This window comes from Lentzea aerocolonigenes (genome assembly GCF_000974445.1).
Lineage (GTDB): Bacteria > Actinomycetota > Actinomycetes > Mycobacteriales > Pseudonocardiaceae > Lentzea > Lentzea aerocolonigenes.
The window spans coordinates 135,812-162,262 of the sequence record NZ_BBOJ01000003.1; the positions used below are offsets into that span (position 1 = coordinate 135,812).

The window sequence follows — 26,451 nt, forward strand, 5'->3', positions numbered from 1 at the left end:
GAGGCATGGGCGAGGCGATCCTCAAACGCGAGCGGGTCCGCGACCACCTGCTCGAACTCATCGAGACCCACCCGGCGGGAGCCCCGATCCCCGCCGAACGCGTGCTGTGCCAGCAACTCTCGGTATCCCGCCCCACCGTCCGCTCGGCCGTCGAGGAACTGGTCAACACGGGCCTGCTGGTCCGCCAGCACGGCCGCGGCACGTTCGTGAACCGGGCCAAGATCACCCAGGAGATGGTCTCCGGCACGGGTTCCATGTCCCTCCCCCAGGCCTCGGGCACCTGGGAGTCACGCGTCCTCGAACACGCCCGCATCCCAGCGGGCGCCCGAGTGGGCCGTCGCCTGCACCTCTCCCCCGCCGCCGAGATCCACTACATCGCCCGCCTGCGCCTGGTCGACGGCGAGCCCATGGCCCTGGAGTACCTGCACGTCCCCGCCGTGCTGGCGCCCTCGTTGACGTTGCACGACATGGAGTCCGGCGACTTCTACGAACGGCTGCGCGAGCACGGGGTGCACGTTTCCGAGGCTGTGCAGTCGATCGAGCCGACGGTGACGAACGAGTCGGAGGCGTCGCTGCTCGGGGTGCCGGTGCTGGCGCCGGCGTTGTTGTTCGAGCGGCTGACGACGGATGCGGAGGGGCGGCACGTCGAGTACGTGCACTCGATCTATCGCGGGGACAGGTATCGGATCGTGTCGCGGTTGACGCTCGGGGAGTCGCCGCAGAGCACGGTGGACGTGCAGGCGCGGGTGGGCAACGACCCGTTCTGATCAGGCGGTGAACCGGGCCGACATACCGTCGATGAACACCTGCGCCCGCTCCAGCGTGTGCGAACTGAACGTCCCCCCGGCCCGAGCATCCAGCAGCGCGCTCTGCTGAGCCTCCATCATCACCCGCTGCAACTCCCGTTGCTGCTGCAGCTGACTGTCCGGATCCCGCTCGTTGACCATCCTGTCGATCACCTCACCCATGACGAGACTCCGTTCCCGCGCCTTCGCCAGAACCTCGTCGTCGAACGGCTTTCCGTTGTCCCGCACCAATGCCGGGCTCTCCAGCAGCGCCTGCGTCGCCGTCACCAGCTCACCCGCGAGCCGCGCGTACTCCCGGCGCTCGTGCTCCTCGTCGTTGCCGCGGATGCCGAGCCACCTGATCACCAGCGGCAGCGAGCCGCCCTGCACGACCAGGGTGAGGATCGCGACCGTGAACGCGATCAGGATCAGCTCCGCGCGGTGCGGCACGTCCGTCGGCAGTGACTGGGCCGCGGCCAGGGTCACCACGCCGCGCATGCCCGACCAGGCGAGCACCGCGCCGCCGCGCCAGCCGAGGCCTTCGCTGGCGTAGAAGTTGATGTCGGCCTGGCGGCGTTGCAGGGAGCGGGCCACCCTGTCGAAACGTTGTTCCTCGCCGGGGCGTGGGCCTCGGGCCGCGAAGCCGTCGACCAGCTCCTCCATCCGGCCGGTCAGCTGGTCGGCGCGTTTTTGCTGGTGGCGCAGGACGGCGATCAGCGGGACCACGAACACCGCGCGCAGCACTACAAGCGCAGCCGTCACCAGCAGGCCGAGCACCAGGGTCCGGCTCAGGCCCTCGTCCGCCACGTCGCTGACCACCGACGTGAGCTCGAAGCCCATCAGCAGGAACACGCCGTTCTCCAGCAGCAGCTGGATCGTGCGCCAGTTGGTGCGTTCGGAGATGCGGTCGTGCGCGGCGAACCGGCGGGCGCTCTGGTGGCCCGTGATCAGACCGGCCGTGACGACCGCGATGACGCCCGACGCGTGCAGCTCCTCGGTCGGGATGAACGCCAGGAACGGCACCACGAACGAGATCGCGGTGGTGAGCACCGGCTGGCTCTGGATCTTCGAGCGCACCCACACCGACACCGCGCCGACTCCAGCTCCGATCACCACACCGACCACCACGGCGAAGGCGAAGTCGCCCAGAGCGCTGCCGAACGAGACCGTGGTCGCGATCGCGGCGATGGCCGTGCGCATCAGGACCAACGCCGTGGCGTCGTTGACCAGGCCCTCGCCCTCCAGGATCGTCACGAGCCGCGGCGGCAGCCCGAGCCGCTTGCCGATGGACGTGGCCGCCACCGCGTCCGGCGGGCTGATCACCGCGCCGAGGGCCAGCGCGGTGGCGAAACCGATGTCCGGCAGGAGCCACCAGATCAGCAGGCCCGTCCCGAATGCCGACACCGCCACCAGCAGGACCGACAGCGAGCCGATCGTCTTGAGGTTGCGCCGGAAGTCCACCACCGGCACGTTCACCGCCGCCGCGTAGAGGATCGGCGGCAGCACCACCACCAGGATCAGCTCCGGCTCGACGAACACGCGCGGCGCGCCGGGCAGCTGGCTGCAGCCCATCCCGACCAGCACGAGCAGCACCGGCGCCGCCACGCCCAGCTTCGGCGCGAAGTACGACACCGCCACGATGATCAGCACGCCCGCGACCGCGAGCAACGCGAGTTCCTGCACGAGGGCAGATCCTGCCTGATCAAGACGCCGATCGCCGCGCGTGTGACGGCCAAGTGACGCGGCGGCTCGCGTTGTTCGTCGCGTGCCACCGCCTTCGCTGTCCGACACCGGGGCGCCCTAGAGTCGCCGCGTGAGACGACGGACAGGACTGGCGATAGCCGGAGCAGTAGCCCTGGGCTGGGGCGAATGGTTGAACTGGCGTTGGTCTCGAACTCTCCTGGGACACAGCGGGGGCGTCTCGGAGGCGGTGGTCGTGCTGGGGTACCGGAACCCCCAGGCGACGGCGAACCTCGTCAACCGCTGGCGAGTTCGTGCCGGCCTTCGCTCCATCTCCGCCCACGACGGGCGGGACACGCGCGTGATCTTCAGCGGCGGCGTGACCAGTACCGGCGCCGCGGAGGCCCAGTTGATGGCCGACTACGCGAAGTCCGTGCTCGGGTTCGGCGGCACGGTGTTCCTCGAAGACCGGAGCAGAACGACCTGGGAGAACGTCACGAACGTGATCCCGCTGCTCGAGGACGTCGACCGCATCAAGATCGCCTCCCAGCCGGCTCACGCGCTCAAAGCCCGCGCGTACCTGCGGCGGCAGCGTCCTGATCTCGCCGTCAGGCTCGTGCCCGCGGACGACTACCGTCCCGGCGAGTGGCTGATCGCCAAACCGCTGCTCGCTCTGCACGGGCTGTGGACGCTCCGCCGCCTGAGCGACGCTGAGCGGAAGGGCTCGCTCTGACCAGGTGCTCTAGAGCTTCCAGATCCGGATCGACTTGTCCGCGCCCGCGCACGCGATCCGCTTCCCCTCGGGGTCGAACGCCACGTCCTCGATCCGTGCACCCGCGCCGATGACCACGGCGCGCACCGACTTCGACGCCACGTCCCACAGCTGCACCGCGTTGCCGTGCCCCCAGGTGGCGATGGTCTTGCCGTTCGGGTGGTACAGGGCCTTCGTGATGATGTCGTCGCCCTCGGTCCGGTCGAAGACGGCCTTGCTCTGCCCGGTCGCGACGTCCCAGAGCTGCATGCTGTTCTTGCCGTCGTCGTCGGGGATCGCGAGGGTCTTGCCGTCCGGGGAGAACGCCATGCCGGGAGCGGTCGAGTCGTTGATGGTCCTGACGGTCTTACCGGTCGCCGGGTCGACCAGCTTGATCTCCTGGAACTTCGTGCCGCCGTAGGCGAGCAGCGACCCGTCCTTGTTGAACGCGAGCTCGCTGCCGCCGTCGGCCTCGGTCAGGCCGATCTTGACCTTGCGGGTGGCGACGTCCCACACCTTGAGGCCGCCGCCGTGGGTGAGGCCGACGATCGTCTTGCCGTCCGGGTGGAAGCGCAGGCACTTCATGATGGCCCTGGCGTCCTCCAGCGTGCCGATCTGCGTGCGGTCGGCGAGGTTCCACAGGTACGTGGTGCTGTCGCCGGTGCGGTTGCCGCCCGCCGCGAGGATCTTGCCGTCGGGGCTGATCGCCACCGCGCACGCCGACGCGCCGCCCGGTCCGTCCGGGTTCTGGACGGTGCCGAGGACCTTGGCCGCCGCGACGTCCCAGATGCGGACCACGGCGCCGTCGAGGCTGTCGTCGCCGCTCACCAGGAACTTGCCGTCCGGGCTCCAGGCGATCGACGTGACGGTGTCCTTGTGGTCGGAGAGCTGGACGTGCTCGGTGATCTCCTCCGGCCGTCCCGGTTGCGCCACCGACGAGGTCGTCGACTGCTCGGAGCCGCCTTCCTTGTCGGAGGCGAGCTTCTTGTCGTTGGTGGAGGGCAGTTCCGCGCCTTCACCGCCGTTCTTCCCGGACATCAGCCACCACGTGGTGCCGCCGCCCACCACCGCGAGCGCGCCGACACCGCCCAGCAGCAACGTGCGTCTGCTGGGGCCGGATCTGGCCGGGACCGGCAGCACGACGGGCGCGCCGGCGAGCAGCGCCAGTGCCTGGTCCACCGAGGCGCGCTCGGCGGGGTTCTTGCGCAGCAACGCGCCCAGCAACGACGAGAGGTGCCCGGCGCGCTGGGGTGGTGGCGGCTCCTGGGTCAGCAGCATCGACAGCGTCGTCATGAAGTCCTGGCCCTGGTACGGCGGCCGGCCCTCCACGGCCGCGTACAGGGTGGCGCCGAGCGACCACATGTCGGTCGCCGGGGTGATCGCGGCGCCGGTGCCCTGCTCCGGCGCCATGTAGGCGGGCGTGCCGACGATCGAGCCGTCCGTGGTCAGCGGGACGTCGCCGGTGAGCCTCGCGATGCCGAAGTCCGTGATCACCACCCGGTCGCCGGACAGCAACACGTTGGCGGGCTTGAGATCGCGGTGCACGATCCCGGCCTGGTGCGCCACCCGCAGCGCGCTCAGCATCGACGTGGCGACGTAGGCGACCTGGTCCGGGGGCAGCGCGCCGTGGGCCTTGATGGCGTCGGACAGCGAGCCGCCCCTGACGAACTCCATCACGATCATCGGGGTGCCGTTGTACTCGACGACGTCGTGCACGGTGACGATGCCGGGGTGGTTGAGCTGACCGGCCAGCTGCGCCTCGCGCATGGCGCGCTGGCATAGCACGGCCCGCTGCTGCGCGTCGAGCCCGGCGGGCAGCAGCAGTTCCTTGATGGCCACCTCACGGCCGATGACCTCGTCACGGCCGAGCCAGACCCGGCCCATGCCGCCGGTGCCGATCACCTGCACGAGCCGGTAGCGCTGGGCCACCAGACTTCCCGTCGCATCTGTCACGGCGCGCAGCTTAGATGGGAACAGGCTCCCGTTCGCGGGTATCACCGAAGTTCGGGAAGTACCGGAACTGTTGGTACACAAGCAACATCGTGCATGTTCAATCGGTCGACAATGGACCTGTCGCTAGTGGACCGTCGCGACCTCGATCCCGACTTCCCCGAACATCCGCAGCTTGCGCCTGCGGGTCGGTTCCGCGGTGAACCCCGCCGCGACGATCCGCTTCGCCACGGCGCCGTCGACGTTGTCGAGCAGGTGCTCCTTCATCTTCCCGTGGCCGTGGTGGCCGTGGTCGTGCAGCACGGCGTCGGCGAGCACGAGCAGGCCGCCGGGCTTCAGGACGCGACGCACCTCCGCCAGCATCTCGTCCTTCGACGCGCTGTCCAGGTGGTGCAGCATCAGGCTGGAGAAGACGCGGTCGAACGAGTCGTCCGGATGCGGCAGCTCCTGGGCGAACCCGCGGTCGAGCCGCGCCGTCAACCCGCCCCGGCGGAACTTGCGCTCGGCCCTGGCGAGCATCTTCAGGTCGGGGTCCACACCGAAGAGCTCAACGTCGCGGTGCCGCTTTCCGGTGGCGCGCAACAGGTTCCCCGTTCCGCACCCGACGTCCAGCACCCGGTGCCCCGCGCGCAACCCGGCCGCCGTGATCATCTCCTGGTGGACGGCGCTCAGCCCGGAGATCCGGTGCACCACGTCGTAGAGGGGCAGCAGGTAGTGCTTGCCCATGCCGGGCAGGTAGTCCCGCTCCTGGGACGATGTTTCGGCCATGAACCCATTCTGACCGGTTCACCAGCAGGATTTCTGTGTCGATCCACGGTTTGAGTGGGACGATCTGACGGTGCGAGCGCGACGACTGACACCGACCGGGGACCAGCCGGCGACCTACTCCTGGCAACCCGCCCCCGGTGAGCTGGCGGTGGCGGTCGTCCGGCTGGGCCACGACGCCGACATCAACGGCGCCCACGAGGCCCACTCCCACGACTTCCCCGGCATCGCCTACTTCGGCGCCCCCGGCGGCATCGTGCGCACCGGCAGGCAGGTCCGGGAGGTCGAGGCGGGCGACCTGTTCGTCGTCGCGCCGGGCGACGTGATGGGCCGGGCCCGCAGCGACGACCTCGCCGGAGCCAGCGGCTGGGGCGTGTTCTTCACGGCCGACGCTCTGGGCGAGGACACCCCCGGCGCGCACCTGGCCTGGCGGACCCACCCGCTGCTGTTCCCGTTCGTCCACGGCGGGGCGACCGGCGCGTTGCGGCTCAAGGTCCCGGCCGCGCAGCGCCAGGAGTGGACCGCTCGCATCGAAGCGTTGCGCGACGAGCTCGAGCACCGCCGCGAGGGCTACCGGGAGGCGGTGTCCGCCCACCTCGTGCTGCTGCTCGTCGCGGTGTCACGGCTCGCCGCGGACGTCGTCGGCGACCTGCGCGAGAACGCCGAACCGCCGCTCGCCGAGGTGTTCGACGTGATCGAACGGCGTTACCCGGAACCGTTGTCGCTGCGCGAGGTCGCCGCCGCGGTGAGCATCTCCCCCGGCCACCTGACGTCGACGGTCCGCAGGCGGACCGGCCGCACGGTGCAGGACTGGATCACCGAACGCCGCATGGTGCAGGCACGGCGGCTGCTGGCCGCCACGGACCTGCCCGTGGGCGACATCGGCAGGCAGGTGGGGTTCACGGACGCCGGGTACTTCGCCAGGACGTTCGGCAAGCGGCACGGGATGAGCCCCACGAGCTGGCGGCGGTTCAACCACCTGAACAGCGTCTGAACTCCAGCGGACCGGCGGGCGGTTCGTCGCTTTCGTCCCAGCGGGTCCTGGCACTGTGGTCACCATGATCAGCAGCACCGCGAAGGACGACCTCGGAACCAGGTTCCACGACCTGATGGAGAAGGTCGTGAGGTGGCTGCCCTTCGGCCTCTCCCGCCTCGTCGCGCCCAGCTTCCTCGGCTTCGCGCTGATCAACGGGTTCACGTTCGGCGTCGACCTGCTGCTGCTCGCCGGACTGCGCAGCGGGCTGGGACTGCCCGTGCCGCTCGCGTTCACGATCGCCTACGTGCTGGCGTTCGGGCTGAGCTTCGTGCTCAACCGCGCGCTGAACTTCCGCTCGCACGCGCCGGTCGGCCCGCAGGCGGGCCTGTACGCGGTGGCGATCCTGCTGAACTACCTGGCGTTCATCCTCGGCGTCGGCAGCGCGCTGACCGCGGTCGGCCTGCAGTACCTGCTCTCGCGCGTCGTCGCCAGCGCCTGCGAGGCCGCGTTCATGTACAGCGTGATGCGCTGGATCATCTTCCGCGACAGCAGGTGACTACTGCAGATATCCCTCGACCTCACCGACCGAACGCGCGGGGACGTCTTCCGCGTCGCCGCCGAGCGACCGCGCCGAACGGCGCCGCCGCAGCAGGTCCCAGCACTGGTCGAGGGCTTCCTCCAGGGCGCGCAAGCGGGCGTGCTCCTCGTCCGTGGTGATCTCACCGGCGGCGAGCTGCTCGCGCAGCTTGTGCTCCTCGTCGACCAGTTCGTTGATGCGGCCCAGCACGTTCTCGTCGCTCATCCACCCGACTCTACGACGATCAGTCGGGAACCGCCGCGAGCGACAGGCTGTTGGAGTCCGGATCCAGCACCTCCACGTGCCGCACACCGTTCGAATAGGTCTCGACGGGCCCGTGGGTCACGCCGTGCGCGGCGAACCGGGCCAGCGCGTCGTCGAACTCGGCCCCCGCCACCCCGAACGTGGTCATCGAGCCGCCCACGCGCTGCGCACGCACGGCACGCGCGTCCACGACGAGGTAGGCGTTCTCCCCCACCTGCCAGAGGTGCTCCTCGCCGATGACCTCGTCCGCCGCGCGCCCGAAGAACACCTCGTACCACTTCAGCGACTTCGCCAAGTCACTCACGCACATCACGCTGTACAGGTCCATGCGCGTGTTGACCCTGCACGCGGCCGGAACTCATCGAGGAAGTTCCACGACAGGGCCTGGCGGGGTACCCGGTCGGCAGACCCAAGGAGGCCGACATGCAACCAGTCCCGTTCGTCCCGTGGGTGTGGCGCGACCCGTCCTGGGCCGGCGGCCCCGAACACGACGAGCAAGAACTCGCGCAGCGACCGGACACCGGCTTGATCGGGTACGAGGTCGAGGCCACCGACGGCGGCATCGGCAAGGTCGACGAGGACAACGCGAAGGTGCCGCACGACTGCCTGATGGTCGACACCGGACCGTGGATCTTCGGTCGCAAGGTCGTGCTGCCGGTCGGCACGGTGCAGCGGGTGGACCACGAGGAGCGAAAGGTCTTCGTGGACCGCACGAAGGAGCAGATCAAGAACGCGCCCGAGTACGACCCGGACGACGACGAGGGCTACCGGCGTCGCACGGACGACTACTACGCGGAGAGCTACCGCCTGATGCCGCCCATGCTCTAACGGCGCAGGTAGATCGTGATGGAGTGGCCGACCTCGTCGATCGGCGTGCTGCTCGCGATCAGGGCCTTGAGCCGGTCGTCGGCCTTCGCCGCGGCCGAGTCGGACACCACGAGCAACCCGTGCACCTGGTCGGGCGGCACCTTCCGGGGATCCTCCGCGTGGATCCCGTAGTGCTCCGGCACTCCGGCTCCCTTGTAGACGAGCCAGGTACGCCCAGCCGGGCGCTCCTTCAGCCGGTCCGCGAGACGGCCCAGGTCCTGACCCCAGTCGACGTTCGAGTCGTGCAGGTGCAGGTGGGTCTTCTCCGGGCCGCCGAAGGCCTCGTTGGAGTAGGGCAGGTAGTACGGGAACGTCCGCAGCGAGCTGAGCGCGACGAACGCCAGCAGCACCGCCACCATCCAGCGCCACCGCACGCACGCCGCCGCCACGGCCAGGAACATCGGCACGAAGATCGCGTATCGCACACCGAGGTCGCGGCTGCCGCTCATGGCGGCCACCAGCAGCACGGCGGCGGGAACAAGAACGTACGGAACCGCCGCACGCTTGTGCGCGATGACGGCGGCGACCCCTGCGAACCACAGCACCAGCGCGCCCAGCGGCGTCTTCACCAGCAGCGCCGCCGGCAGGTAGTACCAGCGCGATCCCTCGTAGTGCTCGCCGAACAGGTAGCCGCCCCACACCCGGTTCTCGAAGCCGAACTGCACGCGCATCCCGTCGCGGTACGGCTCGGGGAACGGCAGCCAGTCGACGAACCCGGCCGCCAGGTCCGGCGGGGTTTCCCAGCGCAGGAACGGATCCACGGCGAGATAGGACGCCCACACGACAGCGAGCGACACCAGTCCGACGACGCCAACGGCGCGCGTGCGGTTGCGGGTGGACAGTGCCGCGAGGACCAGCAGCACCGGAACCGCGGCCAGCGTGCTCATCTTCGTCGCGAGGGCCGCGCCCAACGCCAGTCCCGCGAGCGGGAGGTACAGGTCGGGCTGGGTCCTGGCCCGCCACAGCAGCCAGGCCGACGTCAGCAGGAAGCCCGCCGCCGGCACGTCGAGCGCGGCCAGCGAACCGTGAGCGATGAGGTCCGGTGAGAACGCGTAGAGCGCGAGCGCGACGAGCCCACCCCTGTCGCCGGCCAGGTCCCGGGCGAACAGGAACACGACGAGCCCGAACAACAGCGTCAGCACGATCATCGGCAGCCTGGCCAGCAACAGCAGACGTCCCGGATCGTGCCCGGACTCGTACAGCACGTACCGGCCGAGCTCGGTCTGGTCACCGGTGAAACCGCGGTCGACGTGCACCTCGGCGAAGAACAGGCCCGTCGCCATGATCAGCTTGCCGAGCGGTGGGTGCTCGGGGTTGTACCTCAGGCTGTGCTGGTCCAGGTAGACCGCCGCCGCACCCGCGTAGACCGGCTCGTCGATCGTCGGCGTCTGCTGCACGGCCGTCGTGACCATGGCGATCGCCATCTGGCCGAGGAGCACCGCCACGAGCACCCAGACGAACCGTCGCGGAGCTACCGGCGCGGGTACGTCGGCGGTGCGCGGTGAGCCGAGCGTGGCGAGCGACAAGCGCGAAGTCCTTTCAGGTGGCTGAACAAGCTCAATACACCGGAAACGGGATACCCGCCGGACGGGTTGTATCCCCGGACGGTCCGGTGAGCGGAAAACTCGCTTCGAAGCGCCCGCAGCACGGGGCTAACCTGCGCGAATGCCGTTGGAAGACATCGAAAAGATCGCCGAGGACACCGGTTTCTCCGGGGTGGTCCAGATCGACCGCGCGGGTGAGATCGAGTTCGCGAAGGCGTACGGGCTCGCGAACCGGGCCTACCGCGTGCCCAACACCGTCGACACCAGGTTCGGCATCGCCAGCGGCGGCAAGGGGTTCACCGCGCTGACCGTGCTCTCCCTGGTCCGCGAAGGCGCGCTGGGCCTCGACACGACGGCACGCTCTCTCCTCGGTGGCGACCTCCCGCTGATCGCCGACGACGTCACGGTCGAGCACCTGCTCACGCACACGTCCGGCATCGGTGACTACCTCGACGAGGAAGGCGACTGGGAGGCCAACGACTACGTGATGGGCGCGGTGCACGAGCTGACCACGACCGAGTCGTTCCTGCCGCGGCTCGACGGGATCCCGACGAAGTTCAAGGCGGGCGAACGGTTCGGCTACTGCAACGGCGGCTACGTGGTGCTCGCGCTGCTGGCCGAGCGGGCGAGCGGGCAGAGCTACCACGACCTCGTCCGGGAACGGGTGCTGCGCCCGGCGGACATGACCAGGACGGACTTCCTGCGGTCCGACGAACTGCCCGGCGACGCCGCCGCGGGCTACCTGGACGGGATGGACCGGTCGAACGTCTTCCACCTGCCCGTCGTCGCGAACGGCGACGGCGGCATCCACACCACGGCGGGCGACATGTCGAAGTTCTGGCGCACGCTGTTCACCAGGGACGACGTCGAGGAGTTCGTGCGGCCGCGCCTGGACGTCCCCGAGGAGTCCCTGCGCTACGGGCTCGGCTTCTGGCTGCACCAGAGCACCGACACGGTCATCCTGGCCGGGTACGACGCCGGTGCGTCGTTCAAGTCCACTCACGACCCGCACACCGGCACCACGATCACCGTGCTGTCCAACACCGCGCCCGGTGCGTGGCCGATTGCTCGCGCGCTCATGTCGTGACTGTTCTGAACGGGTGACGGATGCGAACATGTGTTCGTGAGCACCCCGATCCTGCACGCCGACCTGGACGCGTTCTACGCGTCGGTCGAGCAACGGGACGATCCGAGCCTGCGCGGCCGCCCGGTGATCGTGGGCGGTGGCGTGGTGCTGGCCGCGAGCTACGAGGCCAAGGCGTTCGGGGTGCGCACGGCGATGGGCGGCGCGCGGGCGTTGAAGCTCTGTCCACGTGCGATCGTCGTGCCGCCGCGGATGTCGGCCTACTCCGCCGCGAGCAAGGCGGTGTTCGAGGTCTTCCGCAACACGACGCCGTTGGTCGAGGGGCTGTCCATCGACGAGGCGTTCCTGGACGTCGGCGGCCTGCACCGGATCGCGGGGCCGCCGGAGGTGATCGCGGCCCGGCTGCGCGCACGCGTGCTCGAGCAGGTCGGGCTGCCCATCACGGTCGGGGTCGCGCGGACGAAGTTCCTCGCCAAGGTCGCGAGCGGGGTCGCGAAGCCGGACGGGTTGCTGGTCGTGCCGGCGGAGGGCGAGCTCGACTTCCTGCACCCGCTGCCGGTCGAACGGCTGTGGGGCGTCGGTGAGGTCACCGCGGCCAAGCTGCACTCTCTCGGCATCAGAACCGTCGGCGAGGTCGCCCGGCTGGACGAGAGCGACCTGGTCTCGATCCTCGGCCGGGCGGCGGGCAGGCACCTGCACGCGTTGGCGCACAACCACGATCCCCGTCCGGTCCAAACAGGACGCCGGCGCCGGTCGATCGGCTCGCAGCGGGCGTTGGGGCGCAGGGAACGCACGCGGGAAGACCTCGATGCGATCCTCGCGTCACTCGTCGACGGCATCTCGCGGCGGCTGCGCACCGCCCACCGCGCGTGCCGGACCGTGGTGCTGCGCCTGCGGTTCGCCGACTTCACGAGGGCGACCCGGTCGCACACCGTCCGGCATCCGACGACGGAGACGGAGGTCCTGCTGAACGCGGCCCGGCAGCTGCTCGACGCCGCGATGCCCCTGATCGAAAGCCGCGGCATCACGTTGCTCGGCGTTTCCCTCACCAACCTCCAGAACGACACGCCGATGCAGATGACGCTGCCGTTCGAGGAGCAGAAGCCGGGCGCGCTCGACGCCGCGCTGGACCACGTGCGGGACCGGTTCGGCACCGCCTCCGTGACGCGGGCGGCACTGCTCGGCCGCGAACCTGGAATTTCAGTACCACTGCTCCCGGACTGACCCCATACGCTCGAGATCATGCGACTACACGTCAACCGCTGGGGTCAGGGGCCGCGCGTGGTGCTGGTGCACGGCGCCGTGCTCGGCGGCCGCGAAGCCTGGCGGGCCCAGCGGCCGTTGACCGAGCGGTGGACGCTGCTCGCGCCGGACCGGCCGGGGCACGGCCAGTCGCCGCCCGCGCGGCAGGACTTCGAACCGGAGGCGGCGTTGGTCGCCGACCAGCTGCTCGACGAACCGAGCCACCTCGGCGGCCTGTCGTACGGCGCCATCGTCGCGATGTACGCGGCGGCGCTGCGGCCGGAGAACGTCCTGTCCCTGACGATCGTCGAGCCGCCGTCGACCGCGGTCGCGCGGGGAAACCCGGTCGTCGACGAGTACGCCGCCGCCATCCGCGCACTCGCCGAGTCCGATGTGGACCCAGTCGAGGGCCTGCGCCTGTTCTTCCGCTTCGCGGGCGTGCCGGTCGAGGTGCCCGACGAGCCGCACGAGACGTTGCTCAAGGGCATGCGGCAGCTGTTGGGCGCCCGCTCGCCGGACGAGGCCGAGCCGCCGCTGCACGCGTTGCGCGACGCGGACTTCCCGATCCTGGTGGTGTCCGGCGGGCACAGCGAGGTGCAGGAGATCATCTGCGACACGATCGCCCGCGAGTCCGGTGCCTCCCGGGAAATCTGCCGAGGGCGCGACCACCTGGTTCCGGAAGCGCCGGAGTTCAACGCTGTGCTGGAACGATTCCTGATGAACGGGCGGCCGGAAAAACCGTGACATTTCCCGGTTCCGTTCGTACACCTGATGGACGCTTGAAAACTGAAACGTGTTCTAGTTAGTCTACCGGCATGATCGCCACAGTGGTGTGGGGCACCGGAAACGTCGGCCGTGCCGCGATTCGCGCCGTCGAGGCTCATCCGGGACTGAAGCTGACGGCCGTGATCGTCCACGACCCCGCCAAGCAGAGCAGGGACGCCGGCGATCTCGCGGGACTGGACCACGAGCTCGGGATCACGGCCACCACTGACATCGACGCGGTACTGGCCGCCAGCCCGCGCGCCGTGGTCTACGCGGCGTCGGGTGACATCAGGCCGGACGACGCGCTGGCCGACATCACGAAGGCGATCCGCGCGGGCGCGGTGGTGGTCACGCCGTCGCTGTACGCCCTGTACGACCACCGCAGCGCGCCACCGGAGTTGCGAGAACCGGTTCTAGCCGCCATCACGGAGGGCGGTGGATCACTCTTCGTCTCGGGCGTCGACCCCGGCTGGGGCAACGACGTGCTGCCGTTGATGATCAGCGGTCTGGGCAGCCGGATCGACGCGGTGCGCTGCCAGGAGATCTTCGACTACTCCACCTACGACCAGCCGGACGCGGTGCGGTGGCTGATCGGGTTCGGGCAGCCGCTCGACTACCAGGCTCCGATGCTCATGCCGACGGTGCCGACCATGGTGTGGGGCGGGCAGATCCGGTTGATGGCCAGGGCGCTCGGCGTGGAGGTCGAGGAGATCCGCGAGACCGTCGACCGGCGGGCGCTCGACGCGGACGTGACGACCAGGACCATGGGCGAGTTCGCGGCGGGCACGCAGGGCGCGATCCGGTTCGAGGTGCAGGGAATCGTCGGCGGCGAACCGCTCATCGTCATCGAGCACGTCACGCGCATCCACGCCTCGTGCGCCACGGACTGGCCGATGCCGCCCTCCGGCGACGGCGCGCACAAGGTGATCATCGAGGGACGACCGCGCATCGAGGTCTCGGTCGAGGCGGTCGACGAGGGCGAGAACCGTTCCGCGGGCGGCAACGCGACGGCGGTCGGCCGCATCGTGAACGCCATCGACTGGCTCGCCGAGGCGGAGCCCGGACTCTACGACGCGCTCGACGTCCCGTTGCGGCCCGTGGCGGGCAAGCTCGGAAGGAGCCCGCGATGAACATCGACATCCCCGAGGGCAAGGACCCCATCGGGTACGTGTGGGGCGAGATGGTGCCCGGCATCGGTGTCGCCGCCGCCGGCCTCTCGCTGGCCGTGTACCAGCACACCACGCTGGGGCTGCGGGAGTTCGAGGCAGCGCGGCTGCGGATCGCGCAGATCAACGGCTGCATGTTCTGCCTGGACTGGCGGACCGAGCGCGACGGCGTGAAGGTCGAGGACGACTTCATCGACGCGGTGACCCAGTGGCGCACCACCGACGCGTTCGACGACCGGGCGCGACTGGCCGCCGAGTACGCCGAGCGGTACGCACTGGATCACCACGGCCTCGACGAGGAGTTCTGGTCCCGCATGGCCGAGCACTACAGCCAGGCGGAGGTCGTGGAGCTGACCATGAGCATCGGGGCCTGGCTCGCGTTCGGCAGGCTGAACCGCGTGTTCGGCCTCGACGCCATGTGCGTGCTACCGAAGTTCTGAGGGCGTCACAGGTCGGTAGCGATGATCTTCGCGATGTTCCTCTCGGCCAGCGCCGTGATCGTGACGAACGGGTTCACCACGGTGCTGCCGGGAATGAGCGAGCCGTCGATCACGTAAAGGCCGGGATGGCCGTGCAGGCGCCCGTAGTTGTCGGTGGCCTTGTCCAGGATCGCGCCGCCGAGCGGATGGTACGTCAGGTGGTCGCCCCAGACCTTGTAGACGCCGAACAGGTCGGTCCGGTAGATCGTCCCCTCCTTCGAGTTGATCTTGTCGAAGATGCTCTTCGCGGCGTTGATCGACACCTGCTTCCAGGCCGTCTGCCAGTTCAGGTCGACCTTGCCCGTGGCGGCGTTCCAGGAGAACTCCCCGCGGTTCGGGGTCTTGGTGATCGACAGGTAGAACGAGGCGTAGGTCTCGATCCCGGTCGGTAGCGGCGCCACCTCCGCGAACGCGCCGCCCGCCGCCCAGTTGTCGATGCCCATCGTCGGGATGGACGACTGCAGCGCCCCGGTCGGGTCCCACATGTGGTTGGCGCGGCCGCACATGACGTTGCCGTTGTCGCCCCAGCCCCTGCCGACCTCGCCGTTGAGGTTCGGCAGCGCGCCGGTCGCCTTGAGCTTGACCAGGAGCTTGCTCGTGCCGACGCTGCCCGCCGCGAAGAACACCCTGGCCGCGGTGACCTGCTTGGTGGCGATCGGGTCGCCGTTGGTGTTGAGCTGCTCGATGGTGACGGCGTAGCCACCGGCCGCGGGCGTCACCGAGACGACCCTGTGCAGCGCCGAGATCGTGACGCGGCCGGTCGCCCTGATCTTGGGCAGGTAGGACTTCTGCAGGGACTTCTTGCCGTAGTTGTTGCCGTAGAGGATTTCCCCGATCAGCGCCGACTTCGGCACGGTGCCGGCCGCCTCCTGCTCCATGTAGTCCCAGTCGTACACGGTGGGCACGAAGACGTGCGGGAAACCGGACCTCTGGGCGTGCTTCCTGCCGACCCTCGCGTACTGGTAGCAGTCGGTCGTGTCGAACCAGGCGGGGTCGATCAGCCCGACGCCGAGCTCGGCGTTGGCGCGCGGGTAGTAGACGTTGTACATCTCGTCGGCGTTGATCATCGGCAGGACGTCGCCGAAGTACTCGCGCTTCGGCGTGACCGCCATGCCGCCGTTGACGAGCGACCCGCCGCCGACTCCGCGGCCCTGGTAGACGGTGATGCCGGCGAACTCCTCGGCGTCGAGGATGCCGGTGTAGCGCGGGATCGCCTTGTCGATGGGGAAACCGAGGAAGTTGCTCAGCGGCTGCTTGGTCTTGGTGCGCAGCCAGAACGAGCGCTGGTCGGGAGTCGTCGTGTTGGCGAAGATCTTGCCGTCCGCACCGGGGGTGTCCCAGGCCATGCCCATCTCGACCATGTGGACGTCGACGCCGGCCTGGGCGAGGCGCAGGGCCGCCACACAGCCGCCGTAACCGGTGCCGATCACGAGGGCCGGAACCACGGCCGCGTCGGAGATCTCAGTGGACGCTCGTGCCGCAGGAGTCACGCCGCCGAGGGCGACGGCACCAAGAATAGAACCTGTTCCTGCAAGGAACGAGCGGCGGGTTGGACCCTTGAAACCGTTGTCACACGTCGTTGTGCGAGTCATGTGATCTTCCTCACTGTCGTCACATGAGAACAAGTTATACCGGTGGTTGTGGAACAAGTCACTACCTGGGAGTTCCGGTTCCTCCGGGTGCGCAGCGCAGGTGAGGGGCTCGGAAGCCAGGTCCGTGAGCACCGGAGAACTCCGCACGGATGCATCGCCGGGGAATGTTCGGGCCCGGACGGGCGCCCGGCAACCGAGCGATGCCCGCGGTCTTCCACCAGCGTTGAGTCCGTTGTGGACGGCGGTGCGGGTGGTGCCCGACCCAACACCGCGTGCCGGAAACCCGCCCGGATTCCGCCCGTTCGCCGTCTGCGGCATTCGGCCTCTTGATCGCTCAACACCATCACGCCAAGGTGAGAGACGTTCACGTCCCTGAACACCTCGGAAGCCGACGGCGTCAGACGAGGAGCACGGATGCGGAAACGCGCGACAGTCGTCCCACTGCTGGCTCTGCTCAGCCTGGTTCTGCCCGCCCCAGCGACGGCCCAGCCGTCCGGCACGGTCGTGTCGGGGCAGGCCAGGTTCCAGATCCTGTCCCCCACCCTGGTGCGCACCGAGTACGCCGGGGATCGCAGATTCGAGAACGCCTCCACTTACAACGTTGTAAATCGCACCGTCCCCGGCACGGCCTACCGTTCGCGCGTCGAGGACGGCTGGCTGGTCATCACCACCTCGGCGCTGACCTTGCGCTACCGCGTGGGTTCCGGCCCGTTCCGCGCGGACAACCTGGAGCTCAGAACCGCGAGCACGACCGCGTCCCCGTGGCGGCGGGTGGTCTGTGCGACCGGGCAGCTCTGCGAAGCCGAGGACCAGCAACGAGAAGGCGTGCTCGTCGACTCGGAGCACCCCGGCCACACCGGCGCGGGCTTCGTCGCCGGGTTCTCCTACGCCAACAACGGCGTCACCGCCACCGTGCGTGCCACGAGCTCGGGCAGGCACCGGCTCGTGGTGAAGTACGCGAACGGGCGCGGTGGCGACGGCAAGCACGAGAACCGCACGCTCGGTCTCAGCGTCGACGGGCAGGCACCCCGGCAGATCAGGTTGCCGGCGACCGCGGACTGGCGTGACTGGCGGCAGGTCGAGACCGAGATCGACCTGTCCGCGGGCGAACACCGCATTGCTCTGACGCGGCGTGCGGCGGATTCGGGCAACGTCAACGTCGACAGCCTCGCGCTGCTCACCGCCGGTCAGGCGTATCCCGTGGTCCGGGCCGTGGACGACTGCCGGTTCGGCACGAACTGCGAGGCCGAGCACGGCGCGCCCACGGGTGCCGCGAAGATCGCCGACGAGCACGCGGGGTTCGCGGGCACCGGGTTCGTCGCCGAGCTGGTCGGCGGCACCGGGTTGCGGCTGCCGATCAGCGGTGTTCCGGCCGCGGGCACGTATCCGGTGGTCCTGCGCTACGCCAACGGGGTCGGTGGCGACGGCAAGCACGAGCCGCGCACCGTCCTGGTCAACGGGCAGGCGATCACTGTTCCGGTGACCGCGAACTGGGCGACGTGGGCCACCACGACCGCGCAGATCCCGTTGCCGGCAGGCACTTCCGACCTGACCATCACCTGCCCGGACGCGGGTTGCCACGTCAACCTCGACACGATCGGGATCAGCAACTCGTCACCGCACCTGGCCCTCGGTGGCTACCGGCGTTCGCTGGACGGGTACACCGGCACCAGCGGAGATCCGCGGGTGACCCCGGGACTGACGTACCGCGACGGCTGGTACCTGCTCGACGACACGAGTTCCGCGCTGCTGAACGGAACTCCGCGGGCGGACCGCGGCGCGCAGCCCTACCAGGACGGGTACGTGTTCGGTTACGGCCAGAACTTCAAGGCCGCGCTGGGAGATCTCGCGGCGCTGACCGGCGGGCCGAAGCTGTTGCCGCGCTGGGCTTACGGCGTCTGGTACTCCGAGTACATCGACCGGACCGCGGCCGACTACCGCGACCGGATCCTGCCCGCGTTCCGGCAGCACGGCGTGCCGTTGGACGTCCTGGTCGTCGACACGGACTTCAAGGCGCACAACACGTGGAACGGCTGGCAGATGGACTCCTCGAAGTTCCCGGACCCGCAGGGGTTCCTGGACTGGGTGCACAGCGAGGGAATGCACAGCACGCTCAACATCCACCCGAGCATCCAGGGCACCGACCCGGACTTCGCGCGGGCGCAGGCGATCGCGAAGGGCAAGCTGGCCAAGGGTTCCTGCGCCGACTGCTACGTGTTCGACTGGGCCGATCCCGACCAGCTGCGCGCGTACGTCGAGCTGCACCGGAGCATGCCCACCGACTTCTGGTGGCTCGACTGGTGCTGCGACGGCTCGGGGTCGTCGCTGCGGGGCGTCACGCCGGACACGTGGATCAACGAGCAGTACGCGAAGCTCGGCGGGTTCGCGTTCTCCCGCGGCTTCGGTTCGTTGCAGGCGGGCGGCTACAGCGGCTCCGGGCCGTTGCCGACGGGCCCGTGGGCGGAGAAGCGGCACACGCTGCACTTCACCGGCGACACCTCCTCGACGTGGGGCGCGATGAAGGCGACCATCGGCTACACCTCGGGCGAGGCGGTGTCGACCGGGATGTCGGCGATCAGCCACGACATCGGCGGGCACAACGACACGACCGGCCTGCGCGGGTCGGAGACGTACCTCGACAACGGTCAGCTGCGCTACACCACCAAGCTCCCGGACGACCTGTACGCGCGCTGGGTGCAGCTGGGGGCGTTCCAGCCGATCACTCGCCTGCACAGCAACCACTCCGACCGCCTGCCGTGGCAGTACGGACCGGCCGCGCAGGCGTCGGCGACGAAGTTCCTGAACCTGCGCGAACGGCTGGTGCCGTACATCTACACGTTGGCGGAGCAGGCTCATCGGACGGGAGTGCCGGTCGTGCGGCCCGCCTACGTCGAGTACCCGGGCAGCCCGGAGGCTTACTCCACAGTGGACAGCGAGTTCCTGCTCGGACCCGACGTGCTGGTCGCACCGATCACCACACCTGGCGAGAGCGGTGAGACGCGGGTGTGGTTCCCGCCCGGTCAGTGGACCGACTACTTCACCGGGCAGGTGTACCAGGGCAACACCTGGGCAACGGTTCGCGCGGGCCTGGACACCATGCCGGTGTTCCTGCGCGCGGGCGGGATGCTGGTCGAGCGTTCAGCCGACGTGGCCCACGACGTTCGCGCCGACTCGTTGACCGTGCACGTCACGGCCGGCGCTTCGGGCGAGTTCACGTTGTACGAGTCCGGTCGGCGCACCTGGATCGTCCAGTCCGGTGACTTCGCGTTCGTGTCCGGACTGTCCAAACGAGACTGGAAGTTCGTCGTGCACCACGCGGACGGGTCCAGCCACGTGGTGCGGGCGAAGGGGGCGGTGATCAGTCTTCTGGCACCCAGGTGAGCAGCCGCACCTTCGCGACGGTCCGGACGTGCCTGCGCATGGCCGCGGCGGCCTTCTTCGGGTCGCCCGCGGCGATGGCCTCGTAGATCGCCGTGTGCTGCGCCAGTGAGCGGGACGGACGACCCGGCTGGCGCAGCGACTCGGTGCGGCTCTCGGTGATCTGGCGGGCGATGGTCTTCATGAAATCGGCCAGCAGCGAGCTGTGCGCGGCCGCGGTGACGGCGGCGTGGAAGCGGCGATCCCCTTCCACGCCGTTCTCGCCACCCGCGATCTCGTCGCGCATGAAGTCGAGCGCCTGCCGGATGTCGTCGAGTTCGGCGTCGGTGCGGCGTTCGGCGGCGAGCTCGGCGAGCTTGGTCTCCAACGCCTCGCGCGCCTCCAGCACCTCGGGGAGGCGCTTGCGGCGTTCGACGAGCTGCTCGACCGGCTCGACGTCGAGCGTGTCTTTGACGAGGTAGGTGCCGCCGCCGTGCCGCGCCTCGACCAGCCCCTGGACCTCCAGCACCACGATCGCCTGCTTGACCGACGCGCGACTCACGCCGAGGCTCGCGGCGAGATCGCGCTCGGCAGGCAGCCGGTCCCCCGCTTCGAGCCCCGCTTCGGTGACGTACGCGCGCAGCCGTTCGAGCACCTGCTCGTACAGGCGGGACTTGACCATGGGCCGCAATGCCTCGGACATGGGCCAAGGATATCCGGCCAAGTGGCTCAGCCACTAGGCCACCTCTTGACAGCCGGTGGACCACCGGCGGAAAGTGGCTCAGCCACTTTGCCACTAGGACGAGCCCCAACGACGGGAGCCCTGCATGTCCGCCGAACTCATCTCGATACTCGTGCTGGTCGTGGTGTTCGTGATAGCCACGACGCGGTCGATCAACATGGGAGCGCTCGCGTTCGCCGCGGCCTTCGGGGTCGGCACGCTGGTCGCGGACATGAAGACCGACGACATCTTCAAGGGCTTCCCCGGCTCACTGTTCGTGGTGCTGGTCGGCGTGACGTTCCTGTTCGCCATCGCCCGCGCCAACGGCACCACGGACTGGCTGGTGCACCTGGCGATCCGGCTGGTCGGCGGCCGGATCGCGCTGATGCCGTGGGTGATGTTCGCGATCACCGGAGTGCTCACGGCGATCGGCGCGGTGAGCCCCGCCGCGGTCGCGATCGTGGCGCCGATCGCGATGGGGTTCGCCGCGAAGTACCGGATCAACCCGCTGCTGATGGGCGTGATGGTGGTGCACGGGGCGCAGGCAGGCGGGTTCTCGCCGATCAGCATCTACGGGACGATCGTGAACGGGATCGTGGCCGAGGAGGGGCTGCCGGGGAACGAGATCGTGCTGTTCCTGGCCAGTCTCGTGGTGAACCTGGTGATCGCGGCCGTGGTGTTCGTGGTGCTGGGCGGGATGAAGCTGGCTCGGCAGCCGGTGGAGGCGGCGGCGCTCGCGCGGGCCGGGGGCGGCGGTGCGAGTGGTGCGGGCGCGGCTGGTGGTGGGAGCGGCGTGGCTGGTGTCGGGAGCGTGGCTGACAGCGGCGGGAGTACGGCACCCGGCGCGGCGGGCAGTGGGAGCCCGGCTGGCGGTGCCGTCGCCGAAGCCGACCCCGCCGACGAGCGCATCTCCCTCACCCCTCCTCGCATCGCCACCCTCGCCGGCCTGGCGGCTCTGGTCGTCGCGGCCCTCGTCTTCGACCTCGACGTCGGCCTGGCCGCGATCACCGTGGCCGTGCTGCTCAGCGTCGTGTGGCCGGAGACCTCCAAGCAGGCCATCACCCAGATCACCTGGCCGACCGTGCTGCTGATCTGCGGCATCCTCACCTACGTCGCGGTGCTGCAGACGATGGGCACGATCAAGTGGGCCGGCGACTCGGTCGCGGGTGTCGGCGCTCCCCTGCTCGCCGCGTTGCTGATCTGCTACATCGGCGCGATCGTGTCGGCGTTCGCCTCGTCGGTGGGCATCATGGGCGCGCTCATTCCGCTGGCCGTGCCGTTCCTGCTCCAGGGTGAGGTCAGCGCGGTCGGGCTGATCGCGGCGCTGGCGGTGTCGGCGACCGTGGTCGACGTCAGTCCGTTCTCCACCAACGGCGCGCTGGTGCTGGCCGGTGCGCAGGACGTCGATCGCGACAGGTTCTTCAAGCAGCTCATGGTCTACGGCGGGATCATGGTCGCGGCGGCGCCACCGCTGGTCTGGCTCGCCCTCGTCGTCCCCGGAATCTGGTGAGGTCATGTTCCCCTTGCAGTCCACCTGCGTCGCGCTCCGCTTCGGCGACCGCACCCTCACCCACGCCGAGCTGGCGGCCTGTGCCGGCACGGTGGCGCGGCAGCTCACCGGGCTGCCTCGGGTGGCGGTGTGGGCGACGCCGACCATCGAGACGTGCGTGGCCGTCGTGGCGGCGCTGCTCGCCGGGGTGCCCGCGGTGCCGCTCAACCCGAAGGTCGGCGAACGCGAGCTGGCGCACATCGTGGCCGACAGCGCGCCGGCCGCCGTGCTCGCGGCGCCCCGAGCCGAGCTGCCGGAAGGGCTACACTCGGTGCCGCGCCTGGACGTCACGCTGGACGGTGACACCCCGGACCTGCCGGAAGAGCCGGATGCCGAGGCGCCCGCGCTGATCGTCTACACCTCGGGCACCACGGGGGCGCCGAAGGGCGTGGTGCTGCCGCGCCGGGCGATCGTGTCCACACTGGACGCCGTGGCGCAGGCGTGGGAGTGGACCGGGGACGACGTGCTCGTGCACGCGCTGCCGTTGTTCCACGTGCACGGGCTGATCCTCGGGGTGCTCGGGCCGCTGCGGCGGGGCGGCACGCTGCACCACCTCGGCAAGTTCTCCACCGCCGAGCTCGCCCGAGCCCTTGCCGGGGACGGCACGATGATGTTCGGCGTGCCGACGATGTACCACCGCATCGCGGAGGAGGTCGGCGAGAACGCCGAGCTCGGCGCGGCGCTCAAGAAAGCCCGGTTGCTGGTCTCGGGGTCGGCGGCGCTGCCGGTGCGCGACCACGAGCGGATCGCCGCGGCCACCGGGCAACGGGTCGTCGAGCGATACGGCATGACCGAGACGCTGATGAACACCAGCGTCCGCGCGGACGGCGACCGCAGGCCCGGCGCGGTCGGCCTGCCGTTGCCGGGGGTCGAGGTGCGGCTCGTCGACGACGACGGCGCGACGCTCGACGACACCGGTGCGGTGGGCGAGATCCAGGTGCGCGGGCCGAACCTCTTCACCGAGTACCTGAACCGGCCCGACGCCACCGCGGAGGCGTTCGCGGACGGCTGGTTCCGCACCGGTGACGTGGGCACCCGCGACGCCGACGGCTACTTCCGCATCGTCGGGCGCAAGGCGACGGACATCATCAAGAGCGGCGGGTACAAGATCGGCGCGGGCGAGATCGAGAACGCGCTGCTGGAGCACCCCGCGGTCAAGGAGGTGGCGGTGACCGGCGAGCCCGACGACGACCTGGGCGAGCGGATCGTCGCCTGGATCGTGCCGTCGGGAGAAGAACCTGCCGCAGAGGAGCTCGCCGACCACGTCGCCCGGCTGCTCACCCCGCACAAGCGGCCGCGTTCGGTGCGGTTCGTGGAGTCGTTGCCGCGCAACGACATGGGCAAGGTGATGAAACGTGCCCTCGGAACGTGAGCCGGCCCGCGAGCTGATCGGCCGGTTGACGTCGGCGTTCACCGAGCTGCCGCACGAACCAGTCCTGTCCGAAGTGGACGGACCGCTCGACTGGCCGGGCTACGGCAAGTCTTTGGCCCAGGCCGCCGCTCGAACCGGCGAGTCCGAGTCCGTCGTCTGCGGTGTGGCGCAGATCGGTGACGCCATCGCGGTGGTGGTGGCGTTCGAGTTCGGGTTCCTGGGCGGCTCACTCGGCACCCGCACCGGCGCGCGCATCGAGCAGGCCTTCACGCACGCGCGTGAGCTGCGTGTTCCGGTCGTCTCGCTGGTCGCGACAGGCGGCAGCCGCATGCAGGAGGGCACGCTCGCGCTGATGCAGCTGCCACGGATCGCACGGCAGATCACGCTCACCCGCGAGGCCGCCCTTCCGCACATCTCCGTCCTGCGCGACCCGACCACCGGCGGCGGCTGGGCCACCCTCGGTGCGGGCGCGGACGTCGTGCTGGGCCTGCACGGCGCCCAGGTCGGGTTCGCCGGCTCTCGAGTGCGCCCGCCGGGGTACTCGGTGACACAACAGTTCGCGGCCGGCCTGGTCGACCAGCTCGTCGAGCCGGACGAGCTGCGCGCACGGCTGGAGCGGTGGCTGCACCTGCTCACCACGCCCGGCAACGGTCCCGCGCCCGTGCCACCGGCGCTCGGCACGACGACGTTGCCGGACACCGGCTGGGAGGCGGTACGCCGTGCCCGCGCCCCGGAACGGCCGCGCGCCGGCCAGTACCTCGCGGCGTACTTCGACTGGCTCGAACCGGTCAGCGGTGATCGCGGCGGCGGAGTCGATCCCGGAGTGCTGTGCGGGTTCGGGCACCGCGACGGCAGAACGATCGCGTACGCGGCACAAGGCGGCACGGCCACGCGTCCCGCCGGGTTCCGCACAGCGGCGCGCCTGGTCCGGCTGGCCGACCGGCTCGGCATCCCGGTGCTGACACTCGTCGACACACCGGGTGCCGCCAACGACGAGGCCGCCGAGAACGCCGGTGTCGGCGCTGCCATCGCGGACATGTTCACCGCCGTCGCGGCCGCACGGGTGCCGGTGACGACGCTGCTGATCGGCGAGGGCGGATCCGGTGGCGCGCTCGCGTTCGCCGCGCCCGGCCGGATGTGGGCGACCCCGGACAGCTACCTCGCGGTGATCTCGCCGGAGCTCGCGGCGGCCATCCTGAAGCGCGACCCGGCACAGGTGAAGGAGACCGCCGACCGGCTCCGGTTGCGACCGCAGGACCTGGCCGAGCTGGGAATCGCCCAGCTCGGCCCGTCCGCGGATCAGGCGACGGCGATGTACAGGAACGCCAGCAGCGAGCTCGGCACGCAGATGGTGACGAGACCGACCACGCCGTAGAACGGGTCCTTCCTCGTCACCATCGCTGCCAGCCCGCCGACACCGGCGAGCATCGACGCGATCAGCAACACCAGCACGGCAATCGACATGTCTCAGGTCCTCAAGGTCAGGGGTGGGTGGAGTCGGGAGCGGACTCCCCCGGCGGTGCCCTGCTGGACCACGGACCTGAGAACGTCGTGTCGAGATGAACCGCACGCGCCGCGCCGGTGCGCACTTCCCGCCGCGGTGGCTGCGGGCCGGTCGCGGTGCCGCACAACGCCCAGCAGGCGTCGGGTGACGCCGTCGCCTGCCCGTGCACGACCGAGACCGGCGTGTTCAGCCCCTTCAGCCCCGAACCCTGCTCGCCCACCGCGTCGTGACGCGTGCTCGCGCCGACGAACGCCAGCAGCAGCGCCAGCAGGAGCGCGGGCCACCTCACCGAACCGCTGCCCGCCTGCGCAGGAAGAACTCGCCCACCGGTTCCACGTAACGCGCCGCGATCGGGCCGATGATCGCCATCAGCAGCACGTAGGCGGTCGCGAGCGCGGCCAGCTGCGGACTGACGTGGCCGGACGCGACGGCGAGGCCCGCGATCACGATCGAGAACTCGCCGCGGGCGACCAGTGCGGCACCGGCACGCGCCCGGCCCATCGGTCCGATGCCCTGGCGCCGTGCCGCCCACCAGCCCGTCGCGACCTTCGTCAGCGTGGTGATCACGGCCAGCAGCACGGCCATCAGCAGCACCGGCGGGATCGTGCGCGGATCGGTGTTGAGGCCGAACACGACGAAGAACATCGCGGCGAACAGGTCGCGCAACGGTTCCAGCAGGCGGGTGGCGTTCTCGGCGGTGGAGCCGGAGATCGCGATGCCGAGCAGGAACGCGCCCACCGCGGCGGAGACCTGGAGCTCGGACGCGATTCCGGCGACGAGCAGCGCGGAACCGAGGAGCTTGAGCAGGAACACCTCGTGGTCGGGACTGTCCACGACGGCCGAGATGACGCGGCCGTACTTCAGCGCCACCACCAGGACCACGGTGATCGCGAGCAGCGAGATGCCGACCGACGTGAGCCCGCCGAGGAAGCTGACGCCCGCGAGCACCGCCGTGAGCACCGGCAGGTAGACCGCCATCACGAGGTCCTCGAACACCAGCACCGAGAGGATCACCGGTGTTTCGCGGTTGCCGAGCCGGCCCAGATCGCCGAGGACCTTGGCGATGATCCCAGACGACGAGATGTAGGTGACGCCCGCCATCGCGAGCGCGCCGACCGGGCCCCAGCCGAGCAGCAGCGCGACGACCGCGCCCGGTGCCGCGTTGAGGACGATGTCGAGCACGCCCGCCATCCACGACTTCTTCAGGCCGGTGGTGAGCTCGGACGCCGAGTACTCGAGGCCCAGTAAGAGGAGCAGCAGGACGACGCCGATCTCGCTGGCGAGGTGGGCGAACTCCTCGATGCCGTGCAACGGGAGGAGCCCGCCGGAGCCGAACGCGAGCCCTCCGACGAGGTAGAGCGGGATGGGCGAGATGCCGAACCGCCAGGCGACGCGGCCGAGCAGACCGAGGCCGAAGAAGACCGCACCCAGCTGGATCAGCGCGATCGTGGTGTCGTGCAC

The 26,451-nt window shown here is 69.9% G+C and carries 25 protein-coding genes; 14 read left to right on the forward strand and 11 right to left on the reverse strand.

Features of this window, described 5'->3' with window-relative positions; translation table 11 throughout:
• Positions 1–5: 5 nt before the first annotated feature.
• Positions 6–767: a GntR family transcriptional regulator gene (locus tag AOM45_RS06725; protein ID WP_081902350.1), complete on the forward strand. Its 762-nt coding sequence runs from the start codon at positions 6–8 to the stop codon at positions 765–767.
• Here the strand turns inward: AOM45_RS06725 and AOM45_RS06730 are convergent, their stop codons facing one another.
• A complete protein-coding gene (locus AOM45_RS06730) occupies positions 768–2,468 on the reverse strand; it encodes a cation:proton antiporter (RefSeq protein WP_030469821.1) in 1,701 nt (566 codons plus the stop codon).
• Positions 2,469–2,598: 130 nt separating this feature from the next.
• Here AOM45_RS06730 and AOM45_RS06735 point away from each other — a divergent pair, with 130 nt between their 5' ends.
• Positions 2,599–3,198 (forward strand): YdcF family protein, encoded by a 600-nt coding sequence (locus tag AOM45_RS06735; RefSeq protein WP_030469822.1) that lies wholly within the window; start codon positions 2,599–2,601, stop codon positions 3,196–3,198.
• Positions 3,199–3,207: 9 nt separating this feature from the next.
• On the opposite strand, the gene AOM45_RS06740 is transcribed toward AOM45_RS06735, so the two are convergent.
• Together AOM45_RS06740 and AOM45_RS06745 are read right to left on the reverse strand one after the other, a co-directional pair.
• On the reverse strand, positions 3,208–5,169 hold the full coding sequence (locus AOM45_RS06740; RefSeq protein ID WP_156094047.1) for a WD40 repeat domain-containing serine/threonine protein kinase: 1,962 nt from the start codon (positions 5,167–5,169) through the stop codon (positions 3,208–3,210).
• 123 nt (positions 5,170–5,292) lie between these two features.
• Positions 5,293–5,934 (reverse strand): class I SAM-dependent methyltransferase, encoded by a 642-nt coding sequence (locus AOM45_RS06745; protein ID WP_051784037.1) that lies wholly within the window; start codon positions 5,932–5,934, stop codon positions 5,293–5,295.
• Between the two features lie 70 nt (positions 5,935–6,004).
• On the opposite strand from AOM45_RS06745, the gene AOM45_RS06750 reads away from it, so the two are divergent.
• On the forward strand, positions 6,005–6,925 hold the full coding sequence (locus AOM45_RS06750) for a helix-turn-helix transcriptional regulator (protein WP_156094048.1): 921 nt from the start codon (positions 6,005–6,007) through the stop codon (positions 6,923–6,925).
• A gap of 64 nt (positions 6,926–6,989) precedes the next feature.
• Complete coding sequence (locus AOM45_RS06755) at positions 6,990–7,463, forward strand: GtrA family protein (RefSeq protein WP_051784050.1); 474 nt, start codon at positions 6,990–6,992, stop codon at positions 7,461–7,463.
• Here the strand turns inward: AOM45_RS06755 and AOM45_RS06760 are convergent, their stop codons facing one another.
• Both AOM45_RS06760 and AOM45_RS06765 read right to left on the reverse strand, forming a co-directional pair.
• Entirely contained in the window at positions 7,464–7,709 is a 246-nt protein-coding gene (locus AOM45_RS06760; RefSeq protein ID WP_030469827.1) for a DUF2630 family protein, read from the reverse strand.
• Positions 7,710–7,728: 19 nt separating this feature from the next.
• Positions 7,729–8,058, reverse strand: coding sequence for a VOC family protein (locus tag AOM45_RS06765; RefSeq protein ID WP_236703230.1), 330 nt, complete (start codon positions 8,056–8,058; stop codon positions 7,729–7,731).
• Positions 8,059–8,171: 113 nt separating this feature from the next.
• Between AOM45_RS06765 and AOM45_RS06770 the strand changes: the two genes are divergently transcribed.
• A complete protein-coding gene (locus AOM45_RS06770; RefSeq protein ID WP_030469829.1) occupies positions 8,172–8,576 on the forward strand; it encodes a hypothetical protein in 405 nt (134 codons plus the stop codon).
• Here the strand turns inward: AOM45_RS06770 and AOM45_RS06775 are convergent.
• The gene (locus tag AOM45_RS06775; protein ID WP_051784038.1) at positions 8,573–10,141 is read right to left on the reverse strand and encodes a glycosyltransferase family 39 protein; all 1,569 of its coding nucleotides are present in this window, start codon (positions 10,139–10,141) and stop codon (positions 8,573–8,575) included. The two genes, AOM45_RS06770 and AOM45_RS06775, sit on opposite strands and share 4 nt — an antisense overlap.
• 139 nt (positions 10,142–10,280) lie before the next feature.
• Here AOM45_RS06775 and AOM45_RS06780 point away from each other — a divergent pair, with 139 nt between their 5' ends.
• The 5 genes from AOM45_RS06780 (at position 10,281) to AOM45_RS06800 (ending at position 14,856) form a co-directional block, all read left to right on the forward strand.
• On the forward strand, positions 10,281–11,246 hold the full coding sequence (locus AOM45_RS06780) for a serine hydrolase domain-containing protein (protein ID WP_030469831.1): 966 nt from the start codon (positions 10,281–10,283) through the stop codon (positions 11,244–11,246).
• A 30-nt stretch (positions 11,247–11,276) separates the two neighbouring features.
• The gene (gene dinB, locus AOM45_RS06785; protein WP_030469832.1) at positions 11,277–12,467 is read left to right on the forward strand and encodes a DNA polymerase IV; all 1,191 of its coding nucleotides are present in this window, start codon (positions 11,277–11,279) and stop codon (positions 12,465–12,467) included.
• An 18-nt stretch (positions 12,468–12,485) separates the two neighbouring features.
• A complete protein-coding gene (locus AOM45_RS06790; RefSeq protein ID WP_081902351.1) occupies positions 12,486–13,229 on the forward strand; it encodes an alpha/beta fold hydrolase in 744 nt (247 codons plus the stop codon).
• Positions 13,230–13,300: 71 nt separating this feature from the next.
• Positions 13,301–14,380 (forward strand): NAD(P)H-dependent amine dehydrogenase family protein, encoded by a 1,080-nt coding sequence (locus AOM45_RS06795; RefSeq protein ID WP_030469834.1) that lies wholly within the window; start codon positions 13,301–13,303, stop codon positions 14,378–14,380.
• Positions 14,377–14,856, forward strand: coding sequence for a carboxymuconolactone decarboxylase family protein (locus tag AOM45_RS06800; RefSeq protein ID WP_030469835.1), 480 nt, complete (start codon positions 14,377–14,379; stop codon positions 14,854–14,856). The genes AOM45_RS06795 and AOM45_RS06800 overlap by 4 nt, the downstream gene beginning before the upstream one ends.
• 5 nt (positions 14,857–14,861) lie before the next feature.
• Here AOM45_RS06800 and AOM45_RS06805 read toward each other — a convergent pair whose 3' ends face one another.
• Positions 14,862–16,385, reverse strand: coding sequence for a GMC oxidoreductase (locus AOM45_RS06805; protein WP_487042828.1), 1,524 nt, complete (start codon positions 16,383–16,385; stop codon positions 14,862–14,864).
• Between the two features lie 516 nt (positions 16,386–16,901).
• Here AOM45_RS06805 and AOM45_RS06810 point away from each other — a divergent pair.
• The gene (locus tag AOM45_RS06810) at positions 16,902–19,868 is read left to right on the forward strand and encodes a TIM-barrel domain-containing protein (RefSeq protein WP_051784039.1); all 2,967 of its coding nucleotides are present in this window, start codon (positions 16,902–16,904) and stop codon (positions 19,866–19,868) included.
• On the opposite strand, the gene AOM45_RS06815 is transcribed toward AOM45_RS06810, so the two are convergent.
• Positions 19,846–20,547, reverse strand: a complete 702-nt coding sequence (locus AOM45_RS06815) for a FadR/GntR family transcriptional regulator (RefSeq protein WP_030469838.1) — start codon at positions 20,545–20,547, stop codon at positions 19,846–19,848. The two genes, AOM45_RS06810 and AOM45_RS06815, sit on opposite strands and share 23 nt — an antisense overlap.
• A 124-nt stretch (positions 20,548–20,671) precedes the next feature.
• Here AOM45_RS06815 and AOM45_RS06820 point away from each other — a divergent pair, with 124 nt between their 5' ends.
• From AOM45_RS06820 to AOM45_RS06830, 3 genes are read left to right on the forward strand one after another with little or no spacing between them, the layout of a single operon-like run.
• Positions 20,672–22,075, forward strand: a complete 1,404-nt coding sequence (locus tag AOM45_RS06820; protein WP_030469839.1) for an SLC13 family permease — start codon at positions 20,672–20,674, stop codon at positions 22,073–22,075.
• Between the two features lie 4 nt (positions 22,076–22,079).
• Complete coding sequence (locus tag AOM45_RS06825) at positions 22,080–23,486, forward strand: acyl-CoA synthetase (RefSeq protein ID WP_030469840.1); 1,407 nt, start codon at positions 22,080–22,082, stop codon at positions 23,484–23,486.
• Entirely contained in the window at positions 23,470–24,861 is a 1,392-nt protein-coding gene (locus AOM45_RS06830) for a carboxyl transferase domain-containing protein (RefSeq protein ID WP_063757102.1), read from the forward strand. The genes AOM45_RS06825 and AOM45_RS06830 overlap by 17 nt, the downstream gene beginning before the upstream one ends.
• On the opposite strand, the gene AOM45_RS50625 is transcribed toward AOM45_RS06830, so the two are convergent.
• From AOM45_RS50625 to AOM45_RS06840, 3 genes are read right to left on the reverse strand one after another with little or no spacing between them, the layout of a single operon-like run.
• Positions 24,786–24,950, reverse strand: coding sequence for a hypothetical protein (locus AOM45_RS50625; RefSeq protein ID WP_156094049.1), 165 nt, complete (start codon positions 24,948–24,950; stop codon positions 24,786–24,788). The two genes, AOM45_RS06830 and AOM45_RS50625, sit on opposite strands and share 76 nt — an antisense overlap.
• A gap of 17 nt (positions 24,951–24,967) precedes the next feature.
• Entirely contained in the window at positions 24,968–25,279 is a 312-nt protein-coding gene (locus AOM45_RS06835; RefSeq protein ID WP_030469842.1) for a hypothetical protein, read from the reverse strand.
• Positions 25,276–26,451 carry a cation:proton antiporter gene (locus tag AOM45_RS06840; RefSeq protein WP_030469843.1) on the reverse strand — a complete coding sequence of 392 codons (1,176 nt, stop codon included), beginning with the start codon at positions 26,449–26,451 and terminating at the stop codon, positions 25,276–25,278. Before AOM45_RS06840 ends, AOM45_RS06835 begins: the two co-directional genes overlap by 4 nt.

Excerpts from the sequence above, each read along its gene's own strand:
- AOM45_RS06800 (WP_030469835.1), top strand. The coding sequence starts at position 14,377 with ATGAACATCGACATCCCCGAGGGCAAGGACCCCATCGGGTACGTGTGG.
- AOM45_RS06795 (WP_030469834.1), top strand. The coding sequence starts at position 13,301 with ATGATCGCCACAGTGGTGTGGGGCACCGGAAACGTCGGCCGTGCCGCG.
- AOM45_RS06825 (WP_030469840.1), top strand. The coding sequence starts at position 22,080 with ATGTTCCCCTTGCAGTCCACCTGCGTCGCGCTCCGCTTCGGCGACCGC.
- AOM45_RS06790 (WP_081902351.1), top strand. The coding sequence starts at position 12,486 with ATGCGACTACACGTCAACCGCTGGGGTCAGGGGCCGCGCGTGGTGCTG.
- AOM45_RS06815 (WP_030469838.1), bottom strand. The coding sequence starts at position 20,547 with ATGTCCGAGGCATTGCGGCCCATGGTCAAGTCCCGCCTGTACGAGCAG.
- AOM45_RS06745 (WP_051784037.1), bottom strand. The coding sequence starts at position 5,934 with ATGGCCGAAACATCGTCCCAGGAGCGGGACTACCTGCCCGGCATGGGC.
- AOM45_RS06770 (WP_030469829.1), top strand. The coding sequence starts at position 8,172 with ATGCAACCAGTCCCGTTCGTCCCGTGGGTGTGGCGCGACCCGTCCTGG.
- AOM45_RS06810 (WP_051784039.1), top strand. The coding sequence starts at position 16,902 with ATGCGGAAACGCGCGACAGTCGTCCCACTGCTGGCTCTGCTCAGCCTG.
- AOM45_RS50625 (WP_156094049.1), bottom strand. The coding sequence starts at position 24,950 with ATGTCGATTGCCGTGCTGGTGTTGCTGATCGCGTCGATGCTCGCCGGT.
- AOM45_RS06760 (WP_030469827.1), bottom strand. The coding sequence starts at position 7,709 with ATGAGCGACGAGAACGTGCTGGGCCGCATCAACGAACTGGTCGACGAG.
- AOM45_RS06765 (WP_236703230.1), bottom strand. The coding sequence starts at position 8,058 with ATGTGCGTGAGTGACTTGGCGAAGTCGCTGAAGTGGTACGAGGTGTTC.
- AOM45_RS06820 (WP_030469839.1), top strand. The coding sequence starts at position 20,672 with ATGTCCGCCGAACTCATCTCGATACTCGTGCTGGTCGTGGTGTTCGTG.
- AOM45_RS06780 (WP_030469831.1), top strand. The coding sequence starts at position 10,281 with ATGCCGTTGGAAGACATCGAAAAGATCGCCGAGGACACCGGTTTCTCC.
- AOM45_RS06755 (WP_051784050.1), top strand. The coding sequence starts at position 6,990 with ATGATCAGCAGCACCGCGAAGGACGACCTCGGAACCAGGTTCCACGAC.
- AOM45_RS06725 (WP_081902350.1), top strand. The coding sequence starts at position 6 with ATGGGCGAGGCGATCCTCAAACGCGAGCGGGTCCGCGACCACCTGCTC.